Source organism: Kitasatospora sp. MMS16-BH015 (assembly GCF_002943525.1).
GTDB lineage: Bacteria > Actinomycetota > Actinomycetes > Streptomycetales > Streptomycetaceae > Kitasatospora.
On sequence record NZ_CP025394.1, the window covers coordinates 7,584,622 to 7,606,443 of the forward strand.

General features: G+C 74.6%; 18 protein-coding genes. 14 read left to right on the forward strand and 4 right to left on the reverse strand.

All coding sequences use genetic code 11. The features are described 5' to 3' along the window. The first annotated feature begins 34 nt into the window (after positions 1-34). The 11 genes from CFP65_RS32520 to CFP65_RS32570 all read left to right on the forward strand — a co-directional run bounded on the left by CFP65_RS32520 (position 35) and on the right by CFP65_RS32570 (position 14,113). Positions 35-841 (forward strand): SAM-dependent methyltransferase, encoded by an 807-nt coding sequence (locus CFP65_RS32520; protein ID WP_104819537.1) that lies wholly within the window; start codon positions 35-37, stop codon positions 839-841. Beyond that, entirely contained in the window at positions 838-2,937 is a 2,100-nt protein-coding gene (locus CFP65_RS32525) for a bifunctional diguanylate cyclase/phosphodiesterase (protein WP_254552687.1), read from the forward strand. Before CFP65_RS32520 ends, CFP65_RS32525 begins: the two co-directional genes overlap by 4 nt. A 228-nt stretch (positions 2,938-3,165) precedes the next feature. Beyond that, on the forward strand, positions 3,166-3,975 hold the full coding sequence (locus CFP65_RS32530) for a glycosyltransferase family 2 protein (RefSeq protein WP_104819538.1): 810 nt from the start codon (positions 3,166-3,168) through the stop codon (positions 3,973-3,975). After that, positions 3,975-5,294: a glycosyltransferase family 2 protein gene (locus CFP65_RS32535; protein ID WP_104819539.1), complete on the forward strand. Its 1,320-nt coding sequence runs from the start codon at positions 3,975-3,977 to the stop codon at positions 5,292-5,294. The genes CFP65_RS32530 and CFP65_RS32535 overlap by 1 nt, the downstream gene beginning before the upstream one ends. After that, positions 5,291-6,466 (forward strand): glycosyltransferase family 2 protein, encoded by a 1,176-nt coding sequence (locus tag CFP65_RS32540; RefSeq protein WP_254552688.1) that lies wholly within the window; start codon positions 5,291-5,293, stop codon positions 6,464-6,466. Before CFP65_RS32535 ends, CFP65_RS32540 begins: the two co-directional genes overlap by 4 nt. Then, a complete protein-coding gene (locus CFP65_RS32545; protein ID WP_104819540.1) occupies positions 6,466-7,824 on the forward strand; it encodes a lipopolysaccharide biosynthesis protein in 1,359 nt (452 codons plus the stop codon). Before CFP65_RS32540 ends, CFP65_RS32545 begins: the two co-directional genes overlap by 1 nt. Next, the gene (locus tag CFP65_RS32550) at positions 7,821-8,804 is read left to right on the forward strand and encodes a glycosyltransferase family 2 protein (RefSeq protein ID WP_104819541.1); all 984 of its coding nucleotides are present in this window, start codon (positions 7,821-7,823) and stop codon (positions 8,802-8,804) included. The genes CFP65_RS32545 and CFP65_RS32550 overlap by 4 nt, the downstream gene beginning before the upstream one ends. Further along, complete coding sequence (locus CFP65_RS32555; RefSeq protein WP_104819542.1) at positions 8,801-9,613, forward strand: polysaccharide deacetylase family protein; 813 nt, start codon at positions 8,801-8,803, stop codon at positions 9,611-9,613. The genes CFP65_RS32550 and CFP65_RS32555 overlap by 4 nt, the downstream gene beginning before the upstream one ends. Before the next feature lie 41 nt (positions 9,614-9,654). Continuing rightward, positions 9,655-11,553: a glycosyltransferase gene (locus CFP65_RS32560; protein ID WP_104819543.1), complete on the forward strand. Its 1,899-nt coding sequence runs from the start codon at positions 9,655-9,657 to the stop codon at positions 11,551-11,553. After that, the gene (locus tag CFP65_RS32565; protein WP_104819544.1) at positions 11,550-12,857 is read left to right on the forward strand and encodes a glycoside hydrolase family 16 protein; all 1,308 of its coding nucleotides are present in this window, start codon (positions 11,550-11,552) and stop codon (positions 12,855-12,857) included. The genes CFP65_RS32560 and CFP65_RS32565 overlap by 4 nt, the downstream gene beginning before the upstream one ends. A gap of 26 nt (positions 12,858-12,883) precedes the next feature. Further along, positions 12,884-14,113 (forward strand): ATP-grasp domain-containing protein, encoded by a 1,230-nt coding sequence (locus CFP65_RS32570; RefSeq protein WP_174805593.1) that lies wholly within the window; start codon positions 12,884-12,886, stop codon positions 14,111-14,113. Here CFP65_RS32570 and CFP65_RS32575 read toward each other — a convergent pair. Further along, positions 14,077-15,270 carry an FAD-dependent oxidoreductase gene (locus CFP65_RS32575; RefSeq protein WP_104819545.1) on the reverse strand — a complete coding sequence of 398 codons (1,194 nt, stop codon included), beginning with the start codon at positions 15,268-15,270 and terminating at the stop codon, positions 14,077-14,079. The two genes, CFP65_RS32570 and CFP65_RS32575, sit on opposite strands and share 37 nt — an antisense overlap. A gap of 215 nt (positions 15,271-15,485) precedes the next feature. Here CFP65_RS32575 and CFP65_RS32580 point away from each other — a divergent pair, with 215 nt between their 5' ends. Together CFP65_RS32580 and CFP65_RS32585 are read left to right on the forward strand one after the other, a co-directional pair. Continuing rightward, positions 15,486-16,658, forward strand: a complete 1,173-nt coding sequence (locus CFP65_RS32580) for a family 16 glycosylhydrolase (RefSeq protein WP_104819546.1) — start codon at positions 15,486-15,488, stop codon at positions 16,656-16,658. A 124-nt stretch (positions 16,659-16,782) separates the two neighbouring features. Then, positions 16,783-17,463, forward strand: a complete 681-nt coding sequence (locus CFP65_RS32585) for a family 16 glycosylhydrolase (RefSeq protein WP_104819547.1) — start codon at positions 16,783-16,785, stop codon at positions 17,461-17,463. 17 nt (positions 17,464-17,480) lie between these two features. Here CFP65_RS32585 and CFP65_RS39370 read toward each other — a convergent pair whose 3' ends face one another. The 3 genes from CFP65_RS39370 to ribA all read right to left on the reverse strand — a co-directional run bounded on the left by CFP65_RS39370 (position 17,481) and on the right by ribA (position 20,604). Then, a complete protein-coding gene (locus CFP65_RS39370; protein ID WP_217368207.1) occupies positions 17,481-19,340 on the reverse strand; it encodes a DUF4157 domain-containing protein in 1,860 nt (619 codons plus the stop codon). 183 nt (positions 19,341-19,523) lie between these two features. Then, the gene (locus tag CFP65_RS32595) at positions 19,524-19,853 is read right to left on the reverse strand and encodes a hypothetical protein (protein WP_104819548.1); all 330 of its coding nucleotides are present in this window, start codon (positions 19,851-19,853) and stop codon (positions 19,524-19,526) included. A 124-nt stretch (positions 19,854-19,977) separates the two neighbouring features. After that, positions 19,978-20,604 (reverse strand): GTP cyclohydrolase II, encoded by a 627-nt coding sequence (gene ribA / locus CFP65_RS32600; RefSeq protein WP_104819549.1) that lies wholly within the window; start codon positions 20,602-20,604, stop codon positions 19,978-19,980. 285 nt (positions 20,605-20,889) lie between these two features. Between ribA and CFP65_RS32605 the strand changes: the two genes are divergently transcribed. Further along, on the forward strand, positions 20,890-21,810 hold the full coding sequence (locus CFP65_RS32605; protein WP_104819550.1) for an NADP-dependent oxidoreductase: 921 nt from the start codon (positions 20,890-20,892) through the stop codon (positions 21,808-21,810). Positions 21,811-21,822: the final 12 nt, after the last annotated feature.

Here is a 21,822-nt window from a genome sequence, read left to right on the forward strand (position 1 = left end):
TCCTGCGGGCCCGGAGCCGGAAAGGGGTGTCGGCATGCGACGACCGAACTGGGTACCCCCCGGTACCGATCTCGACAAGCCCAATGCCGCCCGGGTGTACGACTACTACCTGGGCGGTTCGCACAACTTCGAGGCCGACCGCCGGATGGCCCGCCGGGCGATGGAGCTCTGGCCGGACCTGCCCGCGATCATGCGCGCCAACCGGGCCTTCCTGCGCCGCTCGGTGCAGTACCTCGCCGACCGGGGCCTGACCCGCTTCCTGGACGTCGGCTCCGGCATCCCGACCTTCGGCGCGGTGCACGAGGTGGCCCGGGTCACCGCGCCCGGAGCCCGGGTGGTGTACGTGGACCGCGACCCGGTGGCGGTGGCGCACAGCCGGCTGCTGCTCAAGGACGACCCGCTCTCCAGCGTGGTCGAGGCCGACCTGCGCGACCCGGCCGACCTGCTGGCCAGGCCCGAGGTGCGCGAACTGCTGGCGGCCGGCGAGCCGGTGGCGCTGATGCTGGTCGCGGTGGTGCACTTCGTGACCGACGCCGAGGAGCCCGCCAAGGTGCTCGCCACCCTGCGCGAGGCCCTGCCCGCCGGGAGCGCGCTGGTGCTCTCGCACGCCTCCCTGGAGGGCCGGCCCGACCAGGCCGGGCCGCACCAGGACCTCTACCGGCTCACCCCGACCCCGCTGACCATGCGCAGCCGGCAGCAGATCACCGACTTCTTCGAGGGCTTCGAGCTGGTCGAGCCCGGCGTGGTCTACCTCCCCGAGTGGCGGCCGGAGAATCCGGAGGCCGTCGGCCCGCACCCCGAGCGGATGACCGGCATGGCGGGCGTCGGATTCCTCCGGTGAGCGCCGACCGGCCCGCCGGGCCCACCGCCGAGGACGGGCACTTCCAGCAGGAGTGGGCCCGGCTGCTGGAGAGCGGCCACGGCGTGGTCGTCCACCCCGGGCTGCTGCGCCGGCTGGTGCAGCGCACCCTGGCGCTGCTACACCAGGCCCAGCACGAGGAGCCGTTCCAGGCCGGCCCGGCCGCCGAGGCCGGCGCGCTGCTGGTCGAGGAGCACTTCACCGACCCGGCCGTGCTGGCCCGGGCCGTCGAGCTGCTGCACGAGGCGCCCCAGGGGCGCGGCCCCGCGCTCTGCGGCGCCTTCGCGGCCGGCTGGGCCGCCGCCCTGCGCGAGCGCACCCTGCGCGAGCAGGAGTCGATCCGGATGGCGGCCGACATCGCCCGCCAGGAGGTCGAGAAGGCGCTGCGCGCCTCGGAGAACCGCTTCCGCGCCCTCTTCGAGAGCGCCGCGATCGGCATCGGCATCGGCGACACCGAGGGCAACATCCTGGCGGTCAACCGGGCGCTCCAGGACATCTTCGGCGCCCGCCCGGAGGACCTCCAGGGCCACCGGGTCGACGAGCTCGTGCACCCCGAGGACACCCCCGGGGTCTGGGAGGCGTACGAGGAGCTGATCACCGGCAAGCGCGAGTACCTCCAGTTCGACAAGCCGTACTACCGCCGGGACGGCGAGGTGGTCTGGACCCACCTGACCGTCTCGCTGATCCGCGACGACGAGGGCCGCCCGCAGTACCAGGTGGCGATGCTGGAGGACATCACCGACCGGTACCGCCTCCAGGAGCGGCTGCGCCACCAGGCCACCCACGACCCGCTGACCGGCCTGCCCAACCGCTCGGCCTTCTTCGAGCGGCTGGAGCGGCTCTTCGAGGAGCCGGAGGCGGGGGCCAGGTTCGGCCTCTGCTACGTGGACCTGGACGGCTTCAAGGTGGTCAACGACAGCCTCGGCCACGACACCGGCGACCAGCTGCTCGCCGCCGTGGCCGGCCGGCTGGAGGCGGCCCTCACCCCGCTCGGGCACATGGTGGCCCGGCTCGGCGGCGACGAGTTCGTGGTGCTGCTGGAGAACTGCCGGGGCGAGCAGGAGGCGGTGGCCGCCGCCAAGACGGTGCTCGCGGCGCTGGACAGACCGGTGCTGATCGGCGACCACAAGCTGGCCGTGGGCGCGAGCGTGGGCGTGCTCGAGCGCCGGGTCTCCACCACCACGCCGGGCGCGGCCGTCCGGGCCGCCGACCTCACGCTCTACCGGGCCAAGGAGGCCGGGCGGGGCCGCTGGACGCTCTTCGACCCCAAGGAGAACGCCCGGTCGGTCAGCCGGTACGCGGTCTCCGTGCGGATGCCGGCCGCGCTGGACCGGGGCGAGTTCTTCATCGACTACCAGCCGCTGCACTCGCTGGCCGACGGCTCGCTGGCGGCGGTGGAGGCGCTGGTGCGCTGGCGGCACCCGCAGCTGGGCGTGCTCGGCCCGGAGGAGTTCATCGGCACCGCCGAGGAGACCGGGCTGATCATGCCGCTCGGCCGGTGGGTGCTGGAGCAGGCCTGCGGCCAAGCGGCCGACTGGGTCAGGCGGTTCGGCCCGGCCGCGCCGCAGATGAACGTCAACCTGGCGGTCCGTCAGGCCCGCAACGCCGGCCTGGTCGGCGACATCGACCGGATCCTGCGGGCCTCCGGCCTGGACCCGGCCAAGCTCCAGCTGGAGATCACCGAGAGCACCGTGGTCGGCCCCGAGGACGAGGCCCTCAAGGCCCTGCACGGGGTGGTGGACATGGGCGTCTCGCTCGCCGTGGACGACTTCGGCACCGGCTGGTCCAACCTCGCCTACCTGCGCGACCTGCCGGTCTCCGGTCTCAAGATCGCCGGCTCCTTCGTCGGCGACCTGCACGACCCCACCAAGGACGCCCACCTCGGCTGGCGGATCGTCAGCGGCCTGGTCTCGCTCGCCCACAGCCTCGGCCTCACCGTCACCGCGGAGGGCGTGGAGACCGCCGCCGACGCCGACCGGCTCCGCCTGATGGGCTGCGACTGGGCCCAGGGCTGGCACTTCGGCCGCCCGATGCGGCCCGCGGAGATCGCCAGAAGGATCTCCGCCGACAGCCGGTAGGGCCTCCCGGGTGGGGGCGAATCGGGCATGGCGTAGGAAAAGCTACGTAATGCGGACATAAGGGTTGACAGGCCCTCGGTAGGGCGCGAATGATGGGCTCAACCAGGGGGTGGCAGGGGGTTCCGGGGGATCGTATCGGGGGCCGTTGTATCGCCCGGGGCTTCGCGCCCTGTCTCCGCGTACGCCTGAGTATCCGGCGTACCCCCGCCTCAGGAGAGGCCGTCCGTGATGAGCAGCACTCTGCCTCCCAATGTCCGACCGATGCGCCGGGCCGAGGACCTCGCGGCGCCGCACCGCCGGCCCATGCGCCGTGCGACGGACGGCTACGTCAGCCGCCACACCGTCAGCCTGGTGGTCCCGGCGCGCAACGAGGCCCGGAACATCCCGTGGGTCTTCGAGCAGATCCCGCGCTGCGTCGGCGAGGTGATCCTGGTCGACGGGTCCTCCACCGACGCGACCGTGGCGATCGCCAGCCACTGCCTGCCGAGCGTGCGCAGCGTCCAGCAGAGCGGCCCCGGCAAGGGCAACGCGCTGCGCACCGGCTTCGAGGCCGCCACCGGCGAGTACATCGTGATGATGGACGCCGACGGCTCGATGTGGCCCGGGGAGATCCCGCACTACCTGCACTTCCTCGACAACGGCTACGACTTCGTCAAGGGCTCGCGCTGCATCGCCGGCGGCGGCTCGCTCGACTTCACCCGGGTGCGCTCGCTCGGCAACCGGGCGCTGCTCGCGCTGGTCAACCAGCTCTACCACACCCGGCTCACCGACCTCTGCTACGGCTACTGCGCCTTCCGCCGCAGCTTCCTGGACACCCTGGACCTGCGCTCCTCGGGCTTCGAGATCGAGGCCGAGATGATCGCGCACGCCCTCCGCTCGGGCCTTCGGATCGCCGAGGTGCCCAGCCTCGAACTTCCCCGCCGCAGTGGCCGCTCGCACCTGCACGCCGTCTCCGACGGCCGCCGGGTGCTGCGGACCTTGCTCGCCGAGCGCCCCGGTGCCCGGTCCGCGGCGCTCCACGCCGTGGGGGAGCGATGATGAATGGCTCCGACCGGCGCACCGCAGCAGCCTGCCCGCGCCCCGCCGCCCGTGACTCGCTCCGCACCCCCGTCGGCGTCGCCGAACTGGACCTGGACGCGCCCGGTGAGCTGCGCTCGCCCGGTGGCCTCGGGCCGGCCGACCCGGGCGGCCGCGTGCTGGCGTTGGTGCGGCTGCACGGACACCCGCTCGGCTTGGTCACGGCCACCGGCACCCCCGGCGACACCGCCGGGCTGCGCCGGGCGCTGGTCGATGCCGCCTACCGGGAACTGCCCGTTCCCGCCCTGTCCACCGCGACACCCGCGGCGCGCCGAAGTCGGGTCGGCCGCGCCCGGGTGCCGGCGGACCCTCCGACCGTCAGTGTGGTGGTCTGCACCCGCGACCGGCCGGGGATGCTGCGACAGTGCCTCGACTCCCTGCTGCGGACCGGCTACCCGCGGGTCGAGGTCATCGTCGTGGACAACGCGCCCGGCGACGATGCCACGAAGGAACTCGTCCAGGCGTGCTACCCGGGCCTGGTCCGCTACCTGCGCGAGCCGGTGGCGGGCCTGGCCCGGGCCCGGAACACCGGGCTCGCCGCCGCGAGCGGCGAGCTCTGCGCCTTCGCCGACGACGACCTGATCGTGGACGCCGGCTGGGTGCAGGCCCTCGCCGAGCGCTTCGGCGAGGACGAGGGCGTCGCCTGCGTCACCGGGCTCGTGCTGCCCGCCGAGCTGGAGACCGAGGCGCAGGCCACCCTGGAGCGCTACGGCGGCTACTCGCGGGGCTTCACCGCCCGCAGCTGGTCGCTGCGCGAACTCGCCGAGGACCCGCTGCTGCGGTTCTCCGTCGGCCGCTTCGGCTCCGGGGCGAACATGGCCTTCCGCACCTCCGTGCTGCGCCGCCTCGGCGGCTTCGACCCGGCCACCGGCACCGGCACCCCCGCCCGGGGCGGCGAGGAACTGCTGGCCTTCTTCCGGGTGTTGGGCGCCGGGCACACCATCGCCTACCAGCCCGACGCGATCGTCTGGCACCGCCACCCGCGCACCCGGCAGGACCTGGTGGACCACGTCTTCGGCTTCGGCGTCGGCTTCGGTGCCTACCTGGCCGCGGCCGTCACCCACCAGCCCGCCGTACTCGCCGAGTTGGTGCGCCGGCTGCCGCTGGGCGTCCGGAAGTGGTACGCGGCCCGGCGGGCCTGCCCCCCGGCCGCCGTCAACGCGGTGCACGACGGCGCGCTGGCCCGGCTGGAGTTCCGCGGCCTGCTGTACGGGCCGGTCGGGTACCTGCGCAGCGTGCACCGCCAGCACGCGTCCCTGCGGGCCGGTGAGCCGTCATGACCCTGGTGGTCGAGCCGGCCCGGGTGGTCGCGTACGAGTTGGACGAACCGGCCGTGCTGCGCGCCCCCGGCGGGCTGCCCACCACGGTGGGCGGCGGGCCGGTGCTGGCGCTGCTGCGGCGGCACGGGCACCCGCTGGCGCTCACCCGGGCCGTGGGCGGTGCGCCACTGATGGACGAACTCGCCCGGGCCGCCGGTGAGTTGCCCGAGCCCGGGGCCGCCGTGGCGGCCCTCGACGGGCCCGCGGTGAGCGTCATCCTGTGCACCCGGGACCGCACCCCGCTGCTCCCCGGCTGCCTGGACGCGCTGCTGCGCACCACGCACCGGCCGTTCGAACTGCTGCTGGTCGACAACGCTCCCGGCACCGACGCCACCGAGCGGCTGGTGCGGGAGCGCTATGCCGGGAGCGTCACCTACCTGCGCGAGCCGCTGCCCGGTCTGGCCAGGGCCCGGAACACCGGGCTGGCGGCCGCGCGGGGCGAGGTCTGCGCCTTCACCGACGACGACGCCGTGGTGGAGCCCGGCTGGGTGGGGGCGCTGGCCGCGACCTTCCGGGCGGAGCCCGCGGTCGGGTGCGTCACCGGCCTGGTGCTGCCCGCCGAGCTGGAGACCGAGGCGCAGGTGCAGTTCGAGCGGGACTTCGGCTTCGGCCGGGGCTTCGCGCCCCGGCGCTGGTCGCTGCGCGAACCGCCCGGTGACCCGCTCTTCCCGTTCGCGGGCAGCCGGTACGGCACCGGCGCCAACATGGCCTTCCGGACCTCCGTGCTGCGCGGCATCGGCGGCTTCGACCCGGCCACCGGCACCGGCACCCCCACCGGCGGCGGCGAGGACCTGCTCGCCTTCCTCCAGGTGATCACCGCCGGGCACACCCTGGCCTACCAGCCGGACGCCCTGCTCTGGCACCGCCACCGCCGCACCGGCGCCGCCCTCGACACCCAGCTGCACGGCTTCGGCGTCGGCTACGGCGCCTACCTGACGGCGGCCGTGCTCGACCGCCCCCGCCTGCTCCTGGCCCTGCTCCGCCGCCTCCCGGCCGGTCTCCGCCAGGCCCGCCGCGGCGACACCCCCGCCTCGCTCGACCGGATCGACCTGCGGGGCGTCCTGCAGGGCCCGGCCGCCTACCTGGCCAGCCGCAGACTGCAGCGCCGCATGGAACGAAGGGGTGAGCGGTGATGACCGCCGGGCTGGCCGCGCCGCGGGCTCGGGAGTGCTCCTGTCCGGTGCCGCTGCCGTGCCAGTGCGGGTTCGCCACGCTGCTGCTGGCCCGGCTGCGGGCGCTGCGCCCGGGGGAGCCGCTGGTGCGCAACGGGCAGCTGCTGGCCGCCAGTTCGGTGGTGGCGGCGGCGCTCGGGTCGGTGTTCTGGGTCTGCGCCACCCGGTGGTACGACCCCGCGACGGTCGGCCGCAGCTATGCCGCGATCTCCGCCGTCGGGCTGCTCTCCGCGCTCGGGCGGTTCAACCTCGACCACGTGCTGACCAGATTCCTGCCCACCGCCGGGCGGCACACCCGGCGGCTGGTGCTGCGCTGCTACGCCGTCAGCGCGGCGGCCAGCGCGCTGGCCGCCGCGCTCTTCCTGCTCGCCGTGCCCTGGATCTCCCCGGCCCTGTCCTACCTGCGCACCCCGGGCCTGGCCGTCGCCTTCACCGGCGCCGCCGCCGCGTTCTCCCTCTTCGTGCTGCAGGACGGCGCGCTGACGGGGCTGGGCCGGATGGGCTGGGTGCTCGGGGAGAACTCGGTCTTCGCCCTGGCCAAGGCCGTCCTGCTGGCCGCCTGCGCGGCCCTCGCCGTGACCAGCGGCATCCTGCTCTCCTGGGCCGGCGCCATGGTGGTGGCCATCGCGCTCACCAACGTGGTGCTGTTCCGCCACGCGGTGCCCGCCCACCACCGGGCCGACCGCACCGGCGCCCCCGCGCCCGAGCGGGTCGCCCGCTACGCCACCGCCGACTACCTGGGGAACCTGGCCGGGATCGCGGCCAGCAGCACCGTGCCGCTGCTGGTCCTCGGCCACCTGGGCGCCGAGCAGAACGCCTACTACTCGCTCGCCTACGTCATCTCCGACACCCTCTACGTGATCGCCTTCTCGATGGGCGGCTCGCTGGTGGTCGAGGCCGCCCGGGCCCCCGAGCGGCTCGGCGAGCTGGCCCGCCGGATGCTGCGGCACAGCGGGCTGCTGCTGATCGTGGCCACCGCCACCGTCGCGCTGGCCGCCCCCTGGATCCTGCGGCTGTTCGGCCCCGGCTACGCCGAACACGGCGCCACCGCCCTGCGGCTGATGGCGCTCTCCGCCCTGCCGAACGCGGTGCTCGCCGTCGCGATCGGCGCCGCCCGGGTGCGCCGGGCGCTCGGCTGGCTGTTCGGCGCCCAACTGGCCTTCGCAGCCATGCTGCTGAGCCTGGTGCTCACCCTGCTGCCGGCCCTCGGCCTGACCGGCGTCGGCCTGGCCTGGCTGCTCACCTCCAGTCTGCTGGCGCTCGGCCTGCTACTCACCCTGCCGCGCTGGCTGCCCTCACCCTCCCGGAGCACGCGATGACCACCCCGACCCTCTCCGTCGTGATCTGCAGCTACACCATGGCCCGGTGGGACGACGTCCGCGCCGCCCTGGCCTCCGTGCGGGCCCAGCAGCGGCCGCCCGAGGAGATCATCCTGGTGGTGGACCACTGCCCCGAGCTGGCCGAGCGGCTCGCCCGGCACGACCCGCAGGCCCGCCTGGTGCTCAGCGCCGAGCGGCCCGGCGTCTCGGGGGCCCGCAACACCGGACTGGCCGCGGCGGGCGGCGAGATCCTCGCCTTCCTCGACGACGACGCGGTGGCCGAACCGGACTGGACCGAGCAGCTGGTCGCCCCCTACGCGGACCCCGCGGTGCTCGGGGTCGGCGGCCTGGTCACCTCCTGGTGGGAGCGCGGGCGGCCGAGCTGGTTCCCGCCCGAGTTCGACTGGGTGGTCGGCTGCTCCTACCCCGGCTCGCCCGAACACACCTCCGCCGTACGGAACTTCATCGGCGCCAACATGTCCTTCCGGCGCGCCGCGGTGGCCGCCGCCGGCGGCTTCCGCAGCGACCTGGGGCGGGTCGGCACCAGCCCCTACGGCTGCGAGGAGACCGAGCTCTGCCTGCGGCTGACCGCCCTGCACCCCGGCGCCGAACTGCGCTACGAGCCGCGGGCGGTGGTGCGCCAGCACGTGCCGCCGGCCCGGGCCAAGGTCTCCTACTTCGTCAGCCGCTGCTACGCCGAGGGCCGCTCCAAGGCCCGGGTGGCCGGGTACACCGGCACCCGCTCGGCGCTCGCCAGCGAACGGCGCTACCTGCGCCGGACCATCCCGGCCGCCGTGGGGCGCTCGCTCGCCCAGCGGCGCTGGTCCGCGGCCGGCGCGCTGGTCGGCGGCGTCTCGGCCACCGTGGTCGGCTACGCGGGCGGCCGGCTCGCCCCGGGCGTCAAGCCCGCCGCCGATCCCCGGCCGGCGGCGCCCGAGGCCGTGCGGGTGAGCGAGGACGCGAGGGGGCGGCGGACATGAGAGCCGTGCCCGTCTTCCTCTACCACTCGGTCTCCGACGACCCGCCCGCCTGGATCGCCCCGTGGACGGTGCGCCCGGCCGCCTTCCGGCAGCAGCTGGCCAGGATCGTGGACAGCGGCCTGGAGGTGGTGCCGCTGCGCCGCCTGGTCGCGGCCGTCCACGGCGGCCCGGCGCTGCCCGCCAAGGCGGCGGTGCTCACCTTCGACGACGGCTTCGCCGACTTCTACTGGACGGTCGCCCCGATCCTGAACGACCTCGGGCTGCCCGCGACGCTGTACCTCACCGTAGGCGCGATCCACCCGCCCGGCGGGCGCCCCACCGGCAGCCTGCTGCCGCCGGCGCCGATGCTCAACTGGCGGCAGGTCACCACCCTGGACGCCACCGGCATCGAGATCGGCGGCCACTCGCAGACCCACGCCCAGCTGGACGTCATCAGGGGCGCGCAGGTCACCGATGAGATCGTCACCAGCAAGCACCGCCTGGAGGAGGCACTCGGCCACGAGGTCTCCGCCTTCGCCTACCCGCACGGCTACTCCAGCCCCGCCGTGCGACGCACCGTCCGGGAAGCCGGCTGGCACTCGGCCACGGCGGTGGAGAACAGCTTCAGCTCGGCCGACGACGACCCCCTGCGGATCAGCAGGCTGATGCTGCACCACGACACCCCCACGGAGGTCTTCCAGCACTGGACCGAGGGCCTGGGCGCCCGCACGGCGCCGTTCAACGAGACCCTCTACACCCGCTACTGGCGCACCTACCGCCGGTTCCGGGCGGCGATCGGCAGCCCCGTCGGCGGCCCCTCGCAGAGCTGAACCGCAGTGAGCTGACCCGACAGCCCGAGGAGGGCATCCCGATGGTCGATCAGCAGACCGCGGACGCCATGCGTCCCCCGGCCGTTCTCGCGGCCCCCGCCCGTGGGCACCCGCCCACCAGCCGTGCGGGGTGGGCGGCCCGGGTGCTGCTGCCGCTGGCCCTGCTCCTGTGGGCCCTCGCCCTGAGCGGCACCCGGCTGAGCCGGATGGGCGACCTGGGCCTGATCCAGGCCCTCCCCCCGACGTACTGGGCCGCGGTGGCCCTGCTCACCGTCGGCTTCGCCACCGCGCTGCGCGAGCCGCGCACCTCCCGGCGCTGGCCCGCCGCCTACGTCTGCGCGCTGGTCGTGGTCATCCACGCCACCCCGAGCCTGCTCTACCCGACCGTGCGCTACGCGTGGTCGTGGAAGCACCTGGCGATCATCGACGCGATGCTGCGGCACGGCGGCCCGGTGCCGAACGCCGGCCACCTGGACGTCTACAACCAGTGGCCCGGCTTCTTCGAGCTGAACGGCGCCGTGCTCCGGGCCACCGGGCTCTCCTCGGCGGCCGGCCTGGCCGCCTGGTACCCCCTGCTGGCCAACCTGCTGCTGATCGCGCCGCTGCTGCTGGTCTTCCGGACGCTCACCGGCGACCGGCGGCTGGTCTGGGGCGCGGTGTGGCTGTACTTCGCGACCTCCTGGATCGGACAGGACTACTTCTCACCGCAGGCCTTCGCCTACCTGCTGTACGTGACGGTGATCGCCCTGGTGCTGCGCCGCCTGCCGCAGCCGGGCGACCCGCAGGGCGGAGCGGCGTCCGGGGCCCGGGCGCTCAGCCGGCCCCCCGGGAGCGGGTGGCGGCTCGGGCCCTTCCTGGCGGTGGTGGTGCTGATCGCCGCGATCGTCTGCTCGCACCAGCTCACCCCGCTGATGCTGATCAGCACGCTGGCCCTGCTGGCGCTGCGGCGCCGCTACCGGAGCGTCGTGCTGCCGGTGCTCGGTGCGGCCGTGGGCCTCACCCTGGCCTGGGACGCGACGGTGGCCCGGCCCTACATCAGCGAGAACCTCACCAAGCTGATCGCCGCTCTGGCCTCACCGGACAACAACGCGCTGCCCGGCATCGCCCGGATGGCCGCCCCGGCGCCCGCCCAGGTGATCGCCTCCTGGGTCGACCGCGGTCTCACCGCCGGGGTGCTGCTGCTCGCGCTGTTCGCCCTGCTGCGGCACCGGTGGACCAGGCGCACCCCGCTGCCCTGGCTGCTGCTCGGCCCGCTGCCGCTGCTGCTGGCCAACAACTACGGCGGCGAGATGGTCTTCCGGGCCTACCTCTTCGCGCTCCCCGCCGCCGCCTTCCTCGGTGCCACGCTGGTCGTGCCCACCAGCCGCGGCCACCTGCTCCGGGTCTGGTGCTCGGTCGGCACGATCCTGGTGCTGCTGGCCGGTCTGTTCGCCGGCTACTACAGCAAGGAGGCGATGAACTACTTCACGCCGCAGGAGGTCGCCGCCGCGCAGTACGTCGCCCGGACGGCCCCGGCCGGCTCGCGGATCGTCACCGTGACGGCCGACCTGCCCGGCGGTGAGGACCGCTACGACGAGCACCAGTGGCTGGTCCTGGCCCAGGCCCCGCTGCCCGACCTGAAGCGGCTGCTCGCCGACCCGGCCGCCGAGCTCGTCGCCGCTCTGGACGACCGGACCCTGACCGGGCCCTCCTACCTGGTGCTCACCCGGGCCCAGGCCGCCGAGTGCCGGCTGACCGGCGTCCTGCCGGCCGACACCGTGGACCGGGCGCGCGCCGTGGCCGCCTCCTCCCCGGACTACCGTCCGGTCTTCGCCAACCAGGACGCCGTCGTCTACCTGTACGCCCCCGGCACCCCCGCCGGCACCGGCACCGCCCCCGTGAGCCCCTCGTCCGTCCCGGACAGCCTGGGCTCGGCCCCGATCGGGAGTGACCAGCCATGAACGCCTCTGCGCTCCAACCGAGACCGTGGCGGCTCACTCCGGCCCTCGGGCTGCTCGCCGCCTCCGGATGGTCGGCGCTCGCGGCCACCGCGCTCGACCCGGGCAGCCCGCTGCGGGCTCTCGTGACCGGGCTCTTCCTGCTCGGCTGCCCCGGTGCTGCCGTGGTGCGCGCGGCCTGGCCCGGAGCGGGCGGCCGCTCCTTCGGGCCGCTGGGCGCGGTGGTGCTGAGCGTGACGCTCAGCAGTGCGCTGTCCGCCGTCACCGCCGTGGGCCTGTACCTGGCCGGGGCGTTCACCCCGGGGCGGCTGATCGTGCTGCTGGCCGGGCTCACCACCGTGCTGGCCCTGCTGCGGCGGCGGGGTGGACCGGTGCTCGCCGTGCCACGCCTGCCATCCGGCGCGCGGCAGCGCCGGCACCTGGCCGAGTTCGCCGGGGCGGCGCTGCTCGCGCTGACCGCCGCCTGCAGCGGCAGCCCGATGGCAGAGCAGCCGACGGTCGCCCCGAAGGGCGCCGTCTCCCGGCCGCCGAACGCCACCGCCGACGCGACGGCCAGCACCGACCCGGTCGATCAGCCGGCCGTGCCCGGGCCCTGGCACCCGGTGCTCCACGACGCGTTCTCCGGCCCCACGCTGGACCCCAGCACCTGGACCACCTGCTTCGACTGGAACGACGGCGGCTGCACCAACCAGGGCAACCACGAGGACGAGTGGTACCAGCCGGGTCAGGTGCAGGTCGGCCAGGGCGGACTGACCCTGACCGCCACCCGGCAGCCCACCCCGGGCAGCGACGGCATCGTCCACCCGTGGACCTCCGGCATGGTCAGCACCGGCCGGGACTCCTGGAACGGCACCCCCCGGCGTACCTTCACCTACGGCTACTTCGCGGCCGCCATCAAGGTCCCCGCCGATGCCGAGGGGCTGTTCCCCGCCTTCTGGCTGATCCCCGCCGAGTCCCGCAGCGCCCCGCCCGAGCTGGACATCGCCGAGTTCATCAACACCAACCAGCACGTGGACATGAACCTGCACTGGCAGACCGCCGACGGCGGTGACGGGCACGTCGGCCAGACCACCAGCGCCGCCGACTTCTCCACCACCTACCACGTGTTCGCGATGGACTGGGAGCCGGACTCGGTGACCTGGTACGTGGACGGGGTGCAGCGCTTCCAGGTGACCAAGCCCTCGATGATCCCGCACGTGGCGATGGAGCTGGTGCTCGACCTCGCGGTCGGCTTCCAGGAGGCCCCGCCGGCCGGCGTGGACTCGGCCCAGCTGCACGTGGCCTGGGTCAGCGTCTGGCAGCACTGATCAGGCAGCACTGAGAGGAAGTCGACATGTCGCCCGAACTCGACCGCGAGGTACCGGTGTTGCTGGTGAAGGTGGGCCACTATCCGCAGTCGTACAGCACGCTGGGCGTGGTCCGCTCGCTCGGGCGGCTCGGGGTGCCGGTGCACGCGATGGTGGAGGACCGGTACACCCCGACCGCCCTCTCGCGCTACCTGGCGCGGGCCGTGGTCCGCCCCAGCACCGGCCGGGAGCCGCCCGGGCAGCTGCTCGCCGGGATCACCGCCGCCGCGCAGGCGGTCGGGCGCCGCAGCGTCGCGGTGGCCACGGACGACGAGGCCGCCGTGCTGCTCGCCGAGCACGCCGCCGAGCTGTCGCCGTACCTGCTGCTGCCGCCGGTGGCCGCCTCGCTGCCACGCCGGCTGGCGGACAAGGGCGGCCTGTACGGGCTCTGCCGGGCGCACGGGGTGGCCGCACCGCACTCCGGGGCGGCCGGCAGCAGGGAGGAACTAGTCGTGCTGGCGAGGGAGTTGGGATACCCGGTGGTGCTGAAGAACCTGGCGCCGTTCGCCCGGCTGCGTCGGCCCGCGGTCGGGCACACCACGAAGGTGGCGGACGAGGCCGAGCTGCTCGCCGCCTGCCCCGCCGACGGCGGCGTGCTGGTCCAGGAGTACCTGCCCGCCGAGTCCGCGCAGGACTGGTTCACCCACCTGTGCTGCGGCCCCGGCGGTACGCCGCTGGCCGTCTTCACCGGCCGCAAGTACCGCTCCTGGCCGCCCGACGGCGGGGTGACCGTCCGGGCCGCTGCCGAGCCCAATCCCGAACTCGCCTCGCTGGCCGCCGAATTCTGCCGCCGGATCGGCTACTGCGGTACCGCCGACCTGGACTGGCGGTTCGACCTGCGGGACGGCCGGTACAAGCTGGTGGACTTCAACCCCCGGGTGGGCGCGCAGTTCCGGCTCTTCGAGACGGTGCGCGGCGTGGACGTGGTCCGCGCCCTGCACCTCGACCGGACGGGTCGGCCGGTGCCGCAAGGGCCTCAGCTGGAGCGGGACTTCGTGGTCGGCCAGCTCGATCTGATGACCTCGGTCGCCTCCCGCTCCCTGCCGGCGCGGCTGCCGCGACAGCCGCGCCGCTCCCGGCAGCGGGCCTGGCTCAGCGCCGACGACCCGGTGCCGGCCCTGGCGGAGGCGGCCCGGTTCGGCGGCCGGGCCGTGGCGCACCTGGCCCGCAGCACCGGCACTCAGGCCAGGGCGGCGCTGATCCGGCGGGCGGCGTAGCCGGTGCCGGCCACGAAGCGCATCAGCGGGCCGAAGGCATCGGCCGCCGAGAGGCCGGTGAAGTAGAGCCCGGGGATGGAGGATTCGAAGCTCGGGGCGAGCCGGGGGGAGCCGCCGGGGGAGCGGCGCAGGCCGCGGCGCAGCGCCGGGTCGAGCAGGGTGAGGCGGTCGAGGTCGACCCGGTAGCCGGTGGCGGCGAGCACGTGGTCGGCCTCGACCATGGGCGTGGTGCCGTCCAGGTGGAGCCGGGCGGTGCGGCCGGCCGCACCGGCCGAGCGGAGCCGGTGCGAGGTGAGCACCTTGAACTGCCCGTCCACCCGCTCGCGCAGCCACCAGGCGCCGGCCGGGCCGAGCACCGTCCGCACCTTCTGCGCCCGGATGTCGTCCGGCAGGTGGCGGAAGGCCCCGGGCAGCCGGCTGTAGGCGAGCAGCGGCCAGCCGGGCCCGAGCGAGGAGCCGGGGTGGCTCAGCCGGGCGCGCAGCGGCCGGTAGCGGTTGCGCTCGCGCTCGGGCGGGACGCCGAAGACCAGCTGCGGGGCGCGGGCGATCACGATCGGCTCGGCCCCGGCCTCGGCCAGCAGCGCGGCGCTCTCCAGCGCCGACTGCCCGGCCCCGAGCACGGCCACCCGCCGCCCCGCGAACTGGGCCAGCGAGGCGTGCTCGGCCGGGTGCGAGGCCAGCCCGGCCTCGACCAGCGGGGCCAGCTCGGGCGGTACCCAGGAGTACGGCCCGAGCCCGGTGGCGAGCACCACTGCCCGGCTCGGGTACTCCTCCCCGTCCGCCAGCCGCAGCCGCAGCCCGCCGGGGCCGGACTCCACGGCCGTCACCACCGTGCGTTCCAGCTCGGGTACGCACTGACTCTGGAACCACTCTCCGTAACGGATGAACTCCTCGACCGGGATGGCGTACCGGTCGCCGACCCAGCCCTCCCCGGTGTGCGCGCGGAAGTCCAGGAAGCGGTGCCGCCCCAGCGGATCGGAGATCGCCGAGGCGAGCGGCGTGGATTTCAGGTACATCCCGGCCGGCATCCGGTCGCGCCAGCTCTCCATCGGCTCGCCGAAGACCCGCAGCGGGACCTGACGTGCTTTCAGGTGGGCGGCCACGGCCAATCCGTACGGACCCGCTCCGACCACGGTGACCGGCTGTTGCTGCGCCATGGCGCACTCCCTCGGCGGCGTGACCCCCGTCTCTCCAGGGTGCACCGCCGAGCGCGGCCCGGCACATCGCGTGGCCGAGGTCACGCTCCGTTCCCTTGCCCGGGCATGGACACTTCACGCAGGCTCCAACAGAACGAGCCCCCAGCTCCCCTGCCGGAGCCGGGTGGGCTCCGTCCTGTCCGAGGGGGGAACGAGGAAGGGCCGAACCCCACTCCATGCCCCCGCACGCCAGACACCGCCGCCCCACGGCCGGCCGCCGCCGCGCCGCCGTGCTCGCCGTCGCCCTGCTCGCCACCGGTCTCGGCACCGCCGCCTGGGCCGCGCCGGCCCGGGCCGGCGCCCCGGTCACGGTCGACGCGCTGACCGTCTCCCCGCCGGCCCCCGGCGCCCCGGTCACCGCCACCGCCAAGCTGCACGCGAGCCAGCGCACCAAGGTCCAGTCGCTCACCATCGCCGTCCGCTCGGCGAGCGGCGCCACCTACGACTTCCAGGGCACCGGCGCCACCACCCTGACCGCCCAGCAGCGCACCTTCACCCCGCCCGCCCGCACCTTCCCGGCGGGCAGCTACACCTACTTCGTCGCCTACGAGAGCGGCAACACCTGGCACCAGCTGAGCCCGGTCAACGGCTTCACCGTCGGCGCTCCCACGCCCACGCCCACCCCGACGCCGACCCCGACTCCCACGCCGTCGCCGACGCCTTCGGGTACGGCGCCGACCGGGATCCCCGGCAGCTGGCGGTCGGTCTTCGCGGACGAGTTCGACGGCTCGGCTGTGGACGGCTCGAAGTGGACGGCGAACTGGTTCGGCTGCCCGACCTGCACCACGGTGCCGGTCAACAGCTACGAGAAGGCCGCCTACGCACCCTCGCAGGCCACCGTGGGCGGTGGCAGCCTGCACCTGGACGTCACCCAGCAGCCGACCACGGTGGGCAGCACCACCTTCCCGTACAAGTCCGGCATGGTGAGCAGCAACGGCAAGGCGCAGTTCACCTACGGCGCGTTCGAGGCCCGGATCTACCTGCCGGCCTCGGGCAGCTCGATCGCCAACTGGCCGGCCTTCTGGACCGACGGACAGAACTGGCCGGCCGACGGCGAGATGGACGTGATGGAGGGCCTGGGCGGCAACGCCTGCTACCACTACCACTCGCCCGCGGGCGGCCCCGGCTCCTGCGCCTCCGGCAGCTACACCGGCTGGCACACCTACGGCGCCGACTGGGAGCCCGGCTCGGTGACGTACTACTACGACGGCAAGCAGGTCGGGCAGATCACCTCGGGGATCTCCTCCTCCCCGCAGTACCTGATCCTCGACAACGCCGTCTACGGGGACAACCTCACGGTGGCCCCGGCCGACATGCAGGTGGACTACGTGCGGGTCTGGCAGCACTGACCCCACGGGCGCCGGGCGCACGCCCCGGGGCTGCCGGCCGGGCGGATACGCCCGGTACCGGCGGTTACCCGGGGCTCGGTGGTTACTCTTCCACCTCCACCACCGTGCCCCGGAGGACACCGCCATGGCTGAAGTGGTCTTCGACGCCCCCTTCTCGGACCGTACCCAGTGGGCGGCGGGCGTCAGCTCCGCCTATCCGCCGAGCGGCCGGAACCCGGGCGACAACAAGCTGGACCGGATCGTGCCCGGCTACGGGCCGGACGGGAGCCGGTTCACCGCGGTCCGCCAGCCCTCGCGGGGGCGCGGGTGGTGGAAGACCCCGCTGGTCACCACCGAGGGCACGGCGGGCGGGTTCGAGCTGCTGCCCGGTGACCAGCTCACCGCCGAGTGCCAGGTGCTCGCCCAGCAGGGGGCCTGGCCCGCGATCTGGACCTGGGGCCGGGACACCGCGCCCGGCCGGCCGCAGCCGGGCCACGGCGAGGTGGACGTGTTCGAGTACCACGACGACCACCCCAGGATGCTGGAGCTGACCAACCACGTCCGGCCGCAGGCCTCCGAGTACGCGGACGGGGTGGTCACCCCCGGCACCTGGTTCACCATCGGCTGCGTGTTCGGGGCCGATTCGGTGCGCTGGTCGGTGGACGGCACCGAGGTCTACGCCGACGGGGTCGGGGTGGGCCCGGACTGGCGGGCGTACCCGATCGTCAGCCTCTCGGTGGCGGCCGGCCAGTACGGGCACCGGCGCCCCGGCCCCGCCCAGCAGCAGATCAGCTGGCAGTGCCGGGGGCTGATGGTGCGGCGCTGAGCCCGGCCGCTCCGGGCTCAGACCATGTCGCGCAGGGCGATGATCCGGGCCAGGGTGCGGTCGGCGGCCTGCATGTTCTCCTGGAAGCGCTGGCCCGCGATCACCGCCGTCAGGGCGTGGATCCAGAGCGTGAGCCGGGCGTTGGTCTCGTGGGTGTGGGCCGCGATCCGGGCGTTGGCCAGGTAGAGGCCCTTGAGGATCTCGCGGACCTCGGCCTCGGCGGTCGGCGTGGCGGCGATGTTGCCGTGGTGGTCCTGCACGGAGTCGGGGGTGACCCCGCCGTGCATCGCCGTGGCCCGGGCGTCCCAGCGGTCGGGCAGCGGCGCCACCCGCATGGTGATCGGGTTGACGAACCCGCGCTGACCGGGGGAGGCCGGGCGGTGGGTGGGCGCCAGGTGCGGCGGGGGCACGGCCGGCACCGGTGCCGGGTAGGCGATCATCGGCGGGTCGGCCCAGCTCTGGTGCCAGGTCAGGCCGCCGGCCGGAGCGGCCGGGTCGGTCTGGTACATCTGGAAGTAGTACCGGGTGTCGTTGCCAGCCAGCGCGTCCTCGGTTTTGCGGGCGTAGTTCTCCAGCGTGATCACGTCCGAGCCGTCCCGGGCGATCACGGTGCCCCAGTGCGAGCCCCAGGTCAGGTTGCTCATCACCACCGGGTTCGCCCCGCCGATCAGGGTGTGGAAGTCGGTCTGGGAGGGCGGGTTGTTGCCGAGCACCAGGCTGGAGCCGGGCACCCCGGACATCAGCGTGCAGATCACGAAGCCCTCGCCCACGCCCGGGTTCGCGTACTGGTTGAGGCCGAAGCTGCGCAGGTTGGCGGTGAAGGCGGCGGTCGGCGCGAGGGTCGCGGCGCCGAAGGCCGCCCCGATCTGCCGGGCGGTGGTGTGCCGGGTCACCGGCGTGGTGTCGTCGAGCACCGGCAGCGGCGCGCCGGGCAGTGCGGCCCGGGCGGCGTGGTACTCGACCATGAGGTGCGGCGGCACCGCCGGGTTGCCGTCGAAGCGCGGCTGCGGCGGGGGCAGCACGGAGACCAGCACCTGGGAGATCAGCGCGTCGCAGCTCTGCGCGGCGTCCATGGTCAGCCCGGAGGTCGCGTTGCCGAGGTTCTGCGGGGTCACCCGGAAGAGCTGGTTGCCGCCGGCCGTAACCGTCTGCTGGTTGGGGCCCGGAGCGTCCGGCAGCAGCCGGATCGGTGAACCGATCAGCGTCAGCCGGGCGTTGGAGGCGTTGATCATCGCCATGGTGGCATACAGGACCTTGGGCTGCCGGTTCGTCAGGTCGGCGTCCTCGACCGCCAGCCGGCGGTTCTGCGAGAAGCGCAGCGCGACGGCGGCCGGGTTGGCGGAGACGGTGTTGACGGCGCCCCCGGCGGTCAGGAAGGAGCTCGCCGCCCCGCCCACCGCGCCCTTGGTCTGGCCGATGAAGCTGTCCTGGTTCTGGACCGGCGCGTGGCTCTGCGGGTTGACCACCGCGATGCCCTGGGCGGCGAAGTTGGCGGCCGCGATCACCGTGTAGTGCTGTACAGCCCGGTGCGGCCGCGGGTCGGTGCGGCCCGGCAGCCGGACCGGCTCGCCGAGGCCGGCCCGGCGGCCGGCCTCGACCGCCTCCAGCTCCAGGGCGTGCGGGTCGGTGTCGGCGGTGCGGCCGTGGCGCTGCTGGAGCACGTGGGCCAGCTCGTGGCCGAGCACCTCGCGGCCCTGCCGGGTGTGCGGATCGTAGCCGCCGTACGCGAAGTCGATCTCGCTGCCGTAGGTGCGGGCGAGGTGCTGCGCCGGTTCCCCCCGGCCCTTCTGGCGTATCGTCACCTCGGCGAAGCTCGCGCCGAAGATCTCCTCGAATTCGCCGCGCAGCGCGCGCGGCAGGCTCCTGGCCAGGGTCATTCCCAACTCCCCACTGGGTGAACTCAGGCTCTCCGCAGTGAAGTTACGGCAGTCCCAGGAGATCGCGCGTGGTTTCGTCGGCATTGCCGAGCTGACTGAGCGTCAGGAGGAAGGCTCCGGCGGGCGATCGGCTCCGCCGGAGCGTGCGCCGGGAGTGCGGGGCTCCCGGCGGGCGTCAGTGGCTCAACAGGTGCAGGTGACGGTCACCTTGATGTCGGCCGGCGGGGTCGGCGAGCCGTTGTAGGGGGCGATCCAGGCGGCGAAGCCGTTGGGGACGCTGCCGGAGCCGAGGGCGGTGGTGTCGACCCGCTGCTTGGGGTCCAGCGGGCTGCCGTCCACGTTGGTCACGTGCGGATTGGTCACCTGCATGCCCTCCGGGCACCAGATGGAGACGCCGCCCGAGCCGCCGGCCGCGGCGATGGTGAACGAGTCGGCGGCCTGGGCGGGCAGGCTGAGGGCGCCGCTGAGGGCGATCGCCACGGCACCCGCACCGAGGAAACGCTTGATTCGCATGGATGTTCTCCCGTCGAACGGACCCCGGGGGTCGGGGTCTGATCGGGTACATCCTGCGGGCCGTCGGCGTACGTACCGGTGTGTCGCCACGCGGTCTCACCCGTCCGGCGGATGGGCGGTGGGCTCAGGCGCCGAGGGGGAGGTGGTGGGCGTGGGTGGTGGCTGTGCCGGCGGCCTTGGTGTGCAGGTAGCGGAGGTTGCTGGGGGAGAGGTGCAGGCCGGTCGGCTGGCGCTCGGTCACGGTGAGGCCGTGGGTGGTGAGCTGGGCCGCCTTGTCGGGGTTGTTGGTGAGCAGGCGCAGGGTGGTGGCGCCGAGGGTGGTGAGCATCTGGGCCGCGGCGGTGTAGTCGCGGCCGTCCTCGGGGAGGCCGAGCGCGGCGTTCGCGGCGTAGGTGTCCAGGCCGGAGTCCTGCAGCGCGTAGGCGTCCAGCTTGTTGTAGAGGCCGATGCCGCGGCCCTCCTGGCGGAGGTAGAGCAGGTAGCCGCCGGTCTCGGTGATCCGCTCGGCGGCCTCGCGCAGCTGCGGCCCGCAGTCGCAGCGGGCGGAGCCGAAGACGTCGCCGGTCAGGCACTCCGAGTGCAGCCGCACCAGCGGCGACCGGCCCGGGTCGGGGGCGCCGAGGGCGAGGGCGAGGTGTTCGAGGCCGTCGGTGAGGCCGTGGAAGGTGAAGACCTCGGCCTCGGTCCGGTAGCCATCGGGGAAGACGAGGGGGATGTGCACCCGGGAGCGGATGGTGGCGGCGTTCGGCATGGGGCTGACGGTACTCCGTAGTTCCAATTTGAACAACTATGTTGCGTGGGGATGACGCGGGGTCGCGGCAGCTGATGCAGGAGGGGATGGGGGGTGGAAGGGGGAGACGGCGGGTGGCTGCGGCAGCGGGGGCAGGAGGGGTGGGATCCGTGGGAGTGGGAGGGGCTGGGGTGGCGGGGCGGGGCGGGGGAGGCGGTGGGTGGCTGCCTCGTTCGGCGCAGCTTGGGCGCCCGTGGTGGGGGTCGGGCCCGCAAGCTGGGCGGGGGGATCGAGAGGAGACGGGTGGTGTCGAAGGCGTACGCGTTCACGGCGTTCGGTGGGCCGGACGGGCAGGCGTTCGTCGAGCGGCCGGTGCCGGTGCCCGGTGTGGGTGAGCTGCTGGTGGAGGTGCGGGCGGCCGGGGTTAATCCGGTGGACTGGAAGGTGCGGCGCGGCCTGCTCGGCCGGGAGGTGCCGCTGCCGCACGTGTTCGGGGGTGAGGTGGCGGGGGTGGTGCGCGGGCTCGGCGACGGGGTGGCCGGGTTCGCGGTGGGTGACCCGGTTTTCGGGCGTCCGCTGGCCGGTGGGTACGCCGAGCACACCCTGCTGGCCGCCGGGGAGGCGGCGCGGGTGCCGGACGGGGTCTCGGCGGTGCAGGCCGCCGCCCTGCCGGTGGCGGCCGGGACGGCGTACGACGCGCTCGCCCAGCTGGGGCTCGCCGCCGGGGAGACGGTGCTGGTCCTCGGGGTGGCGGGCGGGGTGGGCAGCGTGGCCGCGCAGCTGGCCCGGCGGGCCGGGCTGGTGGTGCTCGGTACGGCGAGCGAGGGCAAGCGGGCGTACGTGGAGTCGCTGGGCGCGCGGGCGGTGGCGTACGGGGAGGACGTGGCCGAGCGGGTGCGGGCGGCTGCGCCGGGCGGGGTGGACGGGCTGCTCGACCTGGTGGGCGGGGATGACCTGCGGGCGGTGGCGCCGCTGCTGCGGCCGCCCGGGAGGCTGGTCTCGACGGTGGACCCGGTGACGGCGGTGGAGCTGGACGGGGCCTTCGTACGGCGCACCCACGGGGCGGAGACCTTGGTGGCGCTGGCCGCGCTGGTCGCCGCCGGCGAACTGGACCCGATGGTGGGGCAGACCTACCCGCTGGCGGAGGCCGGGCGGGCGCTCGCGGAGGTGGAGGCGGGGCACGCGCGCGGCAAGGTCGTGCTGCTGGTCCCGGGCGGGGCCGAGTGATCTTGCGTGACC

What these genes read in the sequence shown, in the direction of transcription:
- CFP65_RS32520 (WP_104819537.1), top strand. Translation starts at nt 35, where the DNA reads ATGCGACGACCGAACTGGGTACCCCCCGGTACCGATCTCGACAAGCCC.
- CFP65_RS32530 (WP_104819538.1), top strand. Translation starts at nt 3,166, where the DNA reads ATGAGCAGCACTCTGCCTCCCAATGTCCGACCGATGCGCCGGGCCGAG.
- CFP65_RS32535 (WP_104819539.1), top strand. Translation starts at nt 3,975, where the DNA reads ATGAATGGCTCCGACCGGCGCACCGCAGCAGCCTGCCCGCGCCCCGCC.
- CFP65_RS32540 (WP_254552688.1), top strand. Translation starts at nt 5,291, where the DNA reads ATGACCCTGGTGGTCGAGCCGGCCCGGGTGGTCGCGTACGAGTTGGAC.
- CFP65_RS32545 (WP_104819540.1), top strand. Translation starts at nt 6,466, where the DNA reads ATGACCGCCGGGCTGGCCGCGCCGCGGGCTCGGGAGTGCTCCTGTCCG.
- CFP65_RS32550 (WP_104819541.1), top strand. Translation starts at nt 7,821, where the DNA reads ATGACCACCCCGACCCTCTCCGTCGTGATCTGCAGCTACACCATGGCC.
- CFP65_RS32555 (WP_104819542.1), top strand. Translation starts at nt 8,801, where the DNA reads ATGAGAGCCGTGCCCGTCTTCCTCTACCACTCGGTCTCCGACGACCCG.
- CFP65_RS32560 (WP_104819543.1), top strand. Translation starts at nt 9,655, where the DNA reads ATGGTCGATCAGCAGACCGCGGACGCCATGCGTCCCCCGGCCGTTCTC.
- CFP65_RS32565 (WP_104819544.1), top strand. Translation starts at nt 11,550, where the DNA reads ATGAACGCCTCTGCGCTCCAACCGAGACCGTGGCGGCTCACTCCGGCC.
- CFP65_RS32570 (WP_174805593.1), top strand. Translation starts at nt 12,884, where the DNA reads ATGTCGCCCGAACTCGACCGCGAGGTACCGGTGTTGCTGGTGAAGGTG.
- CFP65_RS32575 (WP_104819545.1), bottom strand. Translation starts at nt 15,270, where the DNA reads ATGGCGCAGCAACAGCCGGTCACCGTGGTCGGAGCGGGTCCGTACGGA.
- CFP65_RS32580 (WP_104819546.1), top strand. Translation starts at nt 15,486, where the DNA reads ATGCCCCCGCACGCCAGACACCGCCGCCCCACGGCCGGCCGCCGCCGC.
- CFP65_RS32585 (WP_104819547.1), top strand. Translation starts at nt 16,783, where the DNA reads ATGGCTGAAGTGGTCTTCGACGCCCCCTTCTCGGACCGTACCCAGTGG.
- CFP65_RS39370 (WP_217368207.1), bottom strand. Translation starts at nt 19,340, where the DNA reads ATGACCCTGGCCAGGAGCCTGCCGCGCGCGCTGCGCGGCGAATTCGAG.
- CFP65_RS32595 (WP_104819548.1), bottom strand. Translation starts at nt 19,853, where the DNA reads ATGCGAATCAAGCGTTTCCTCGGTGCGGGTGCCGTGGCGATCGCCCTC.
- ribA (WP_104819549.1), bottom strand. Translation starts at nt 20,604, where the DNA reads ATGCCGAACGCCGCCACCATCCGCTCCCGGGTGCACATCCCCCTCGTC.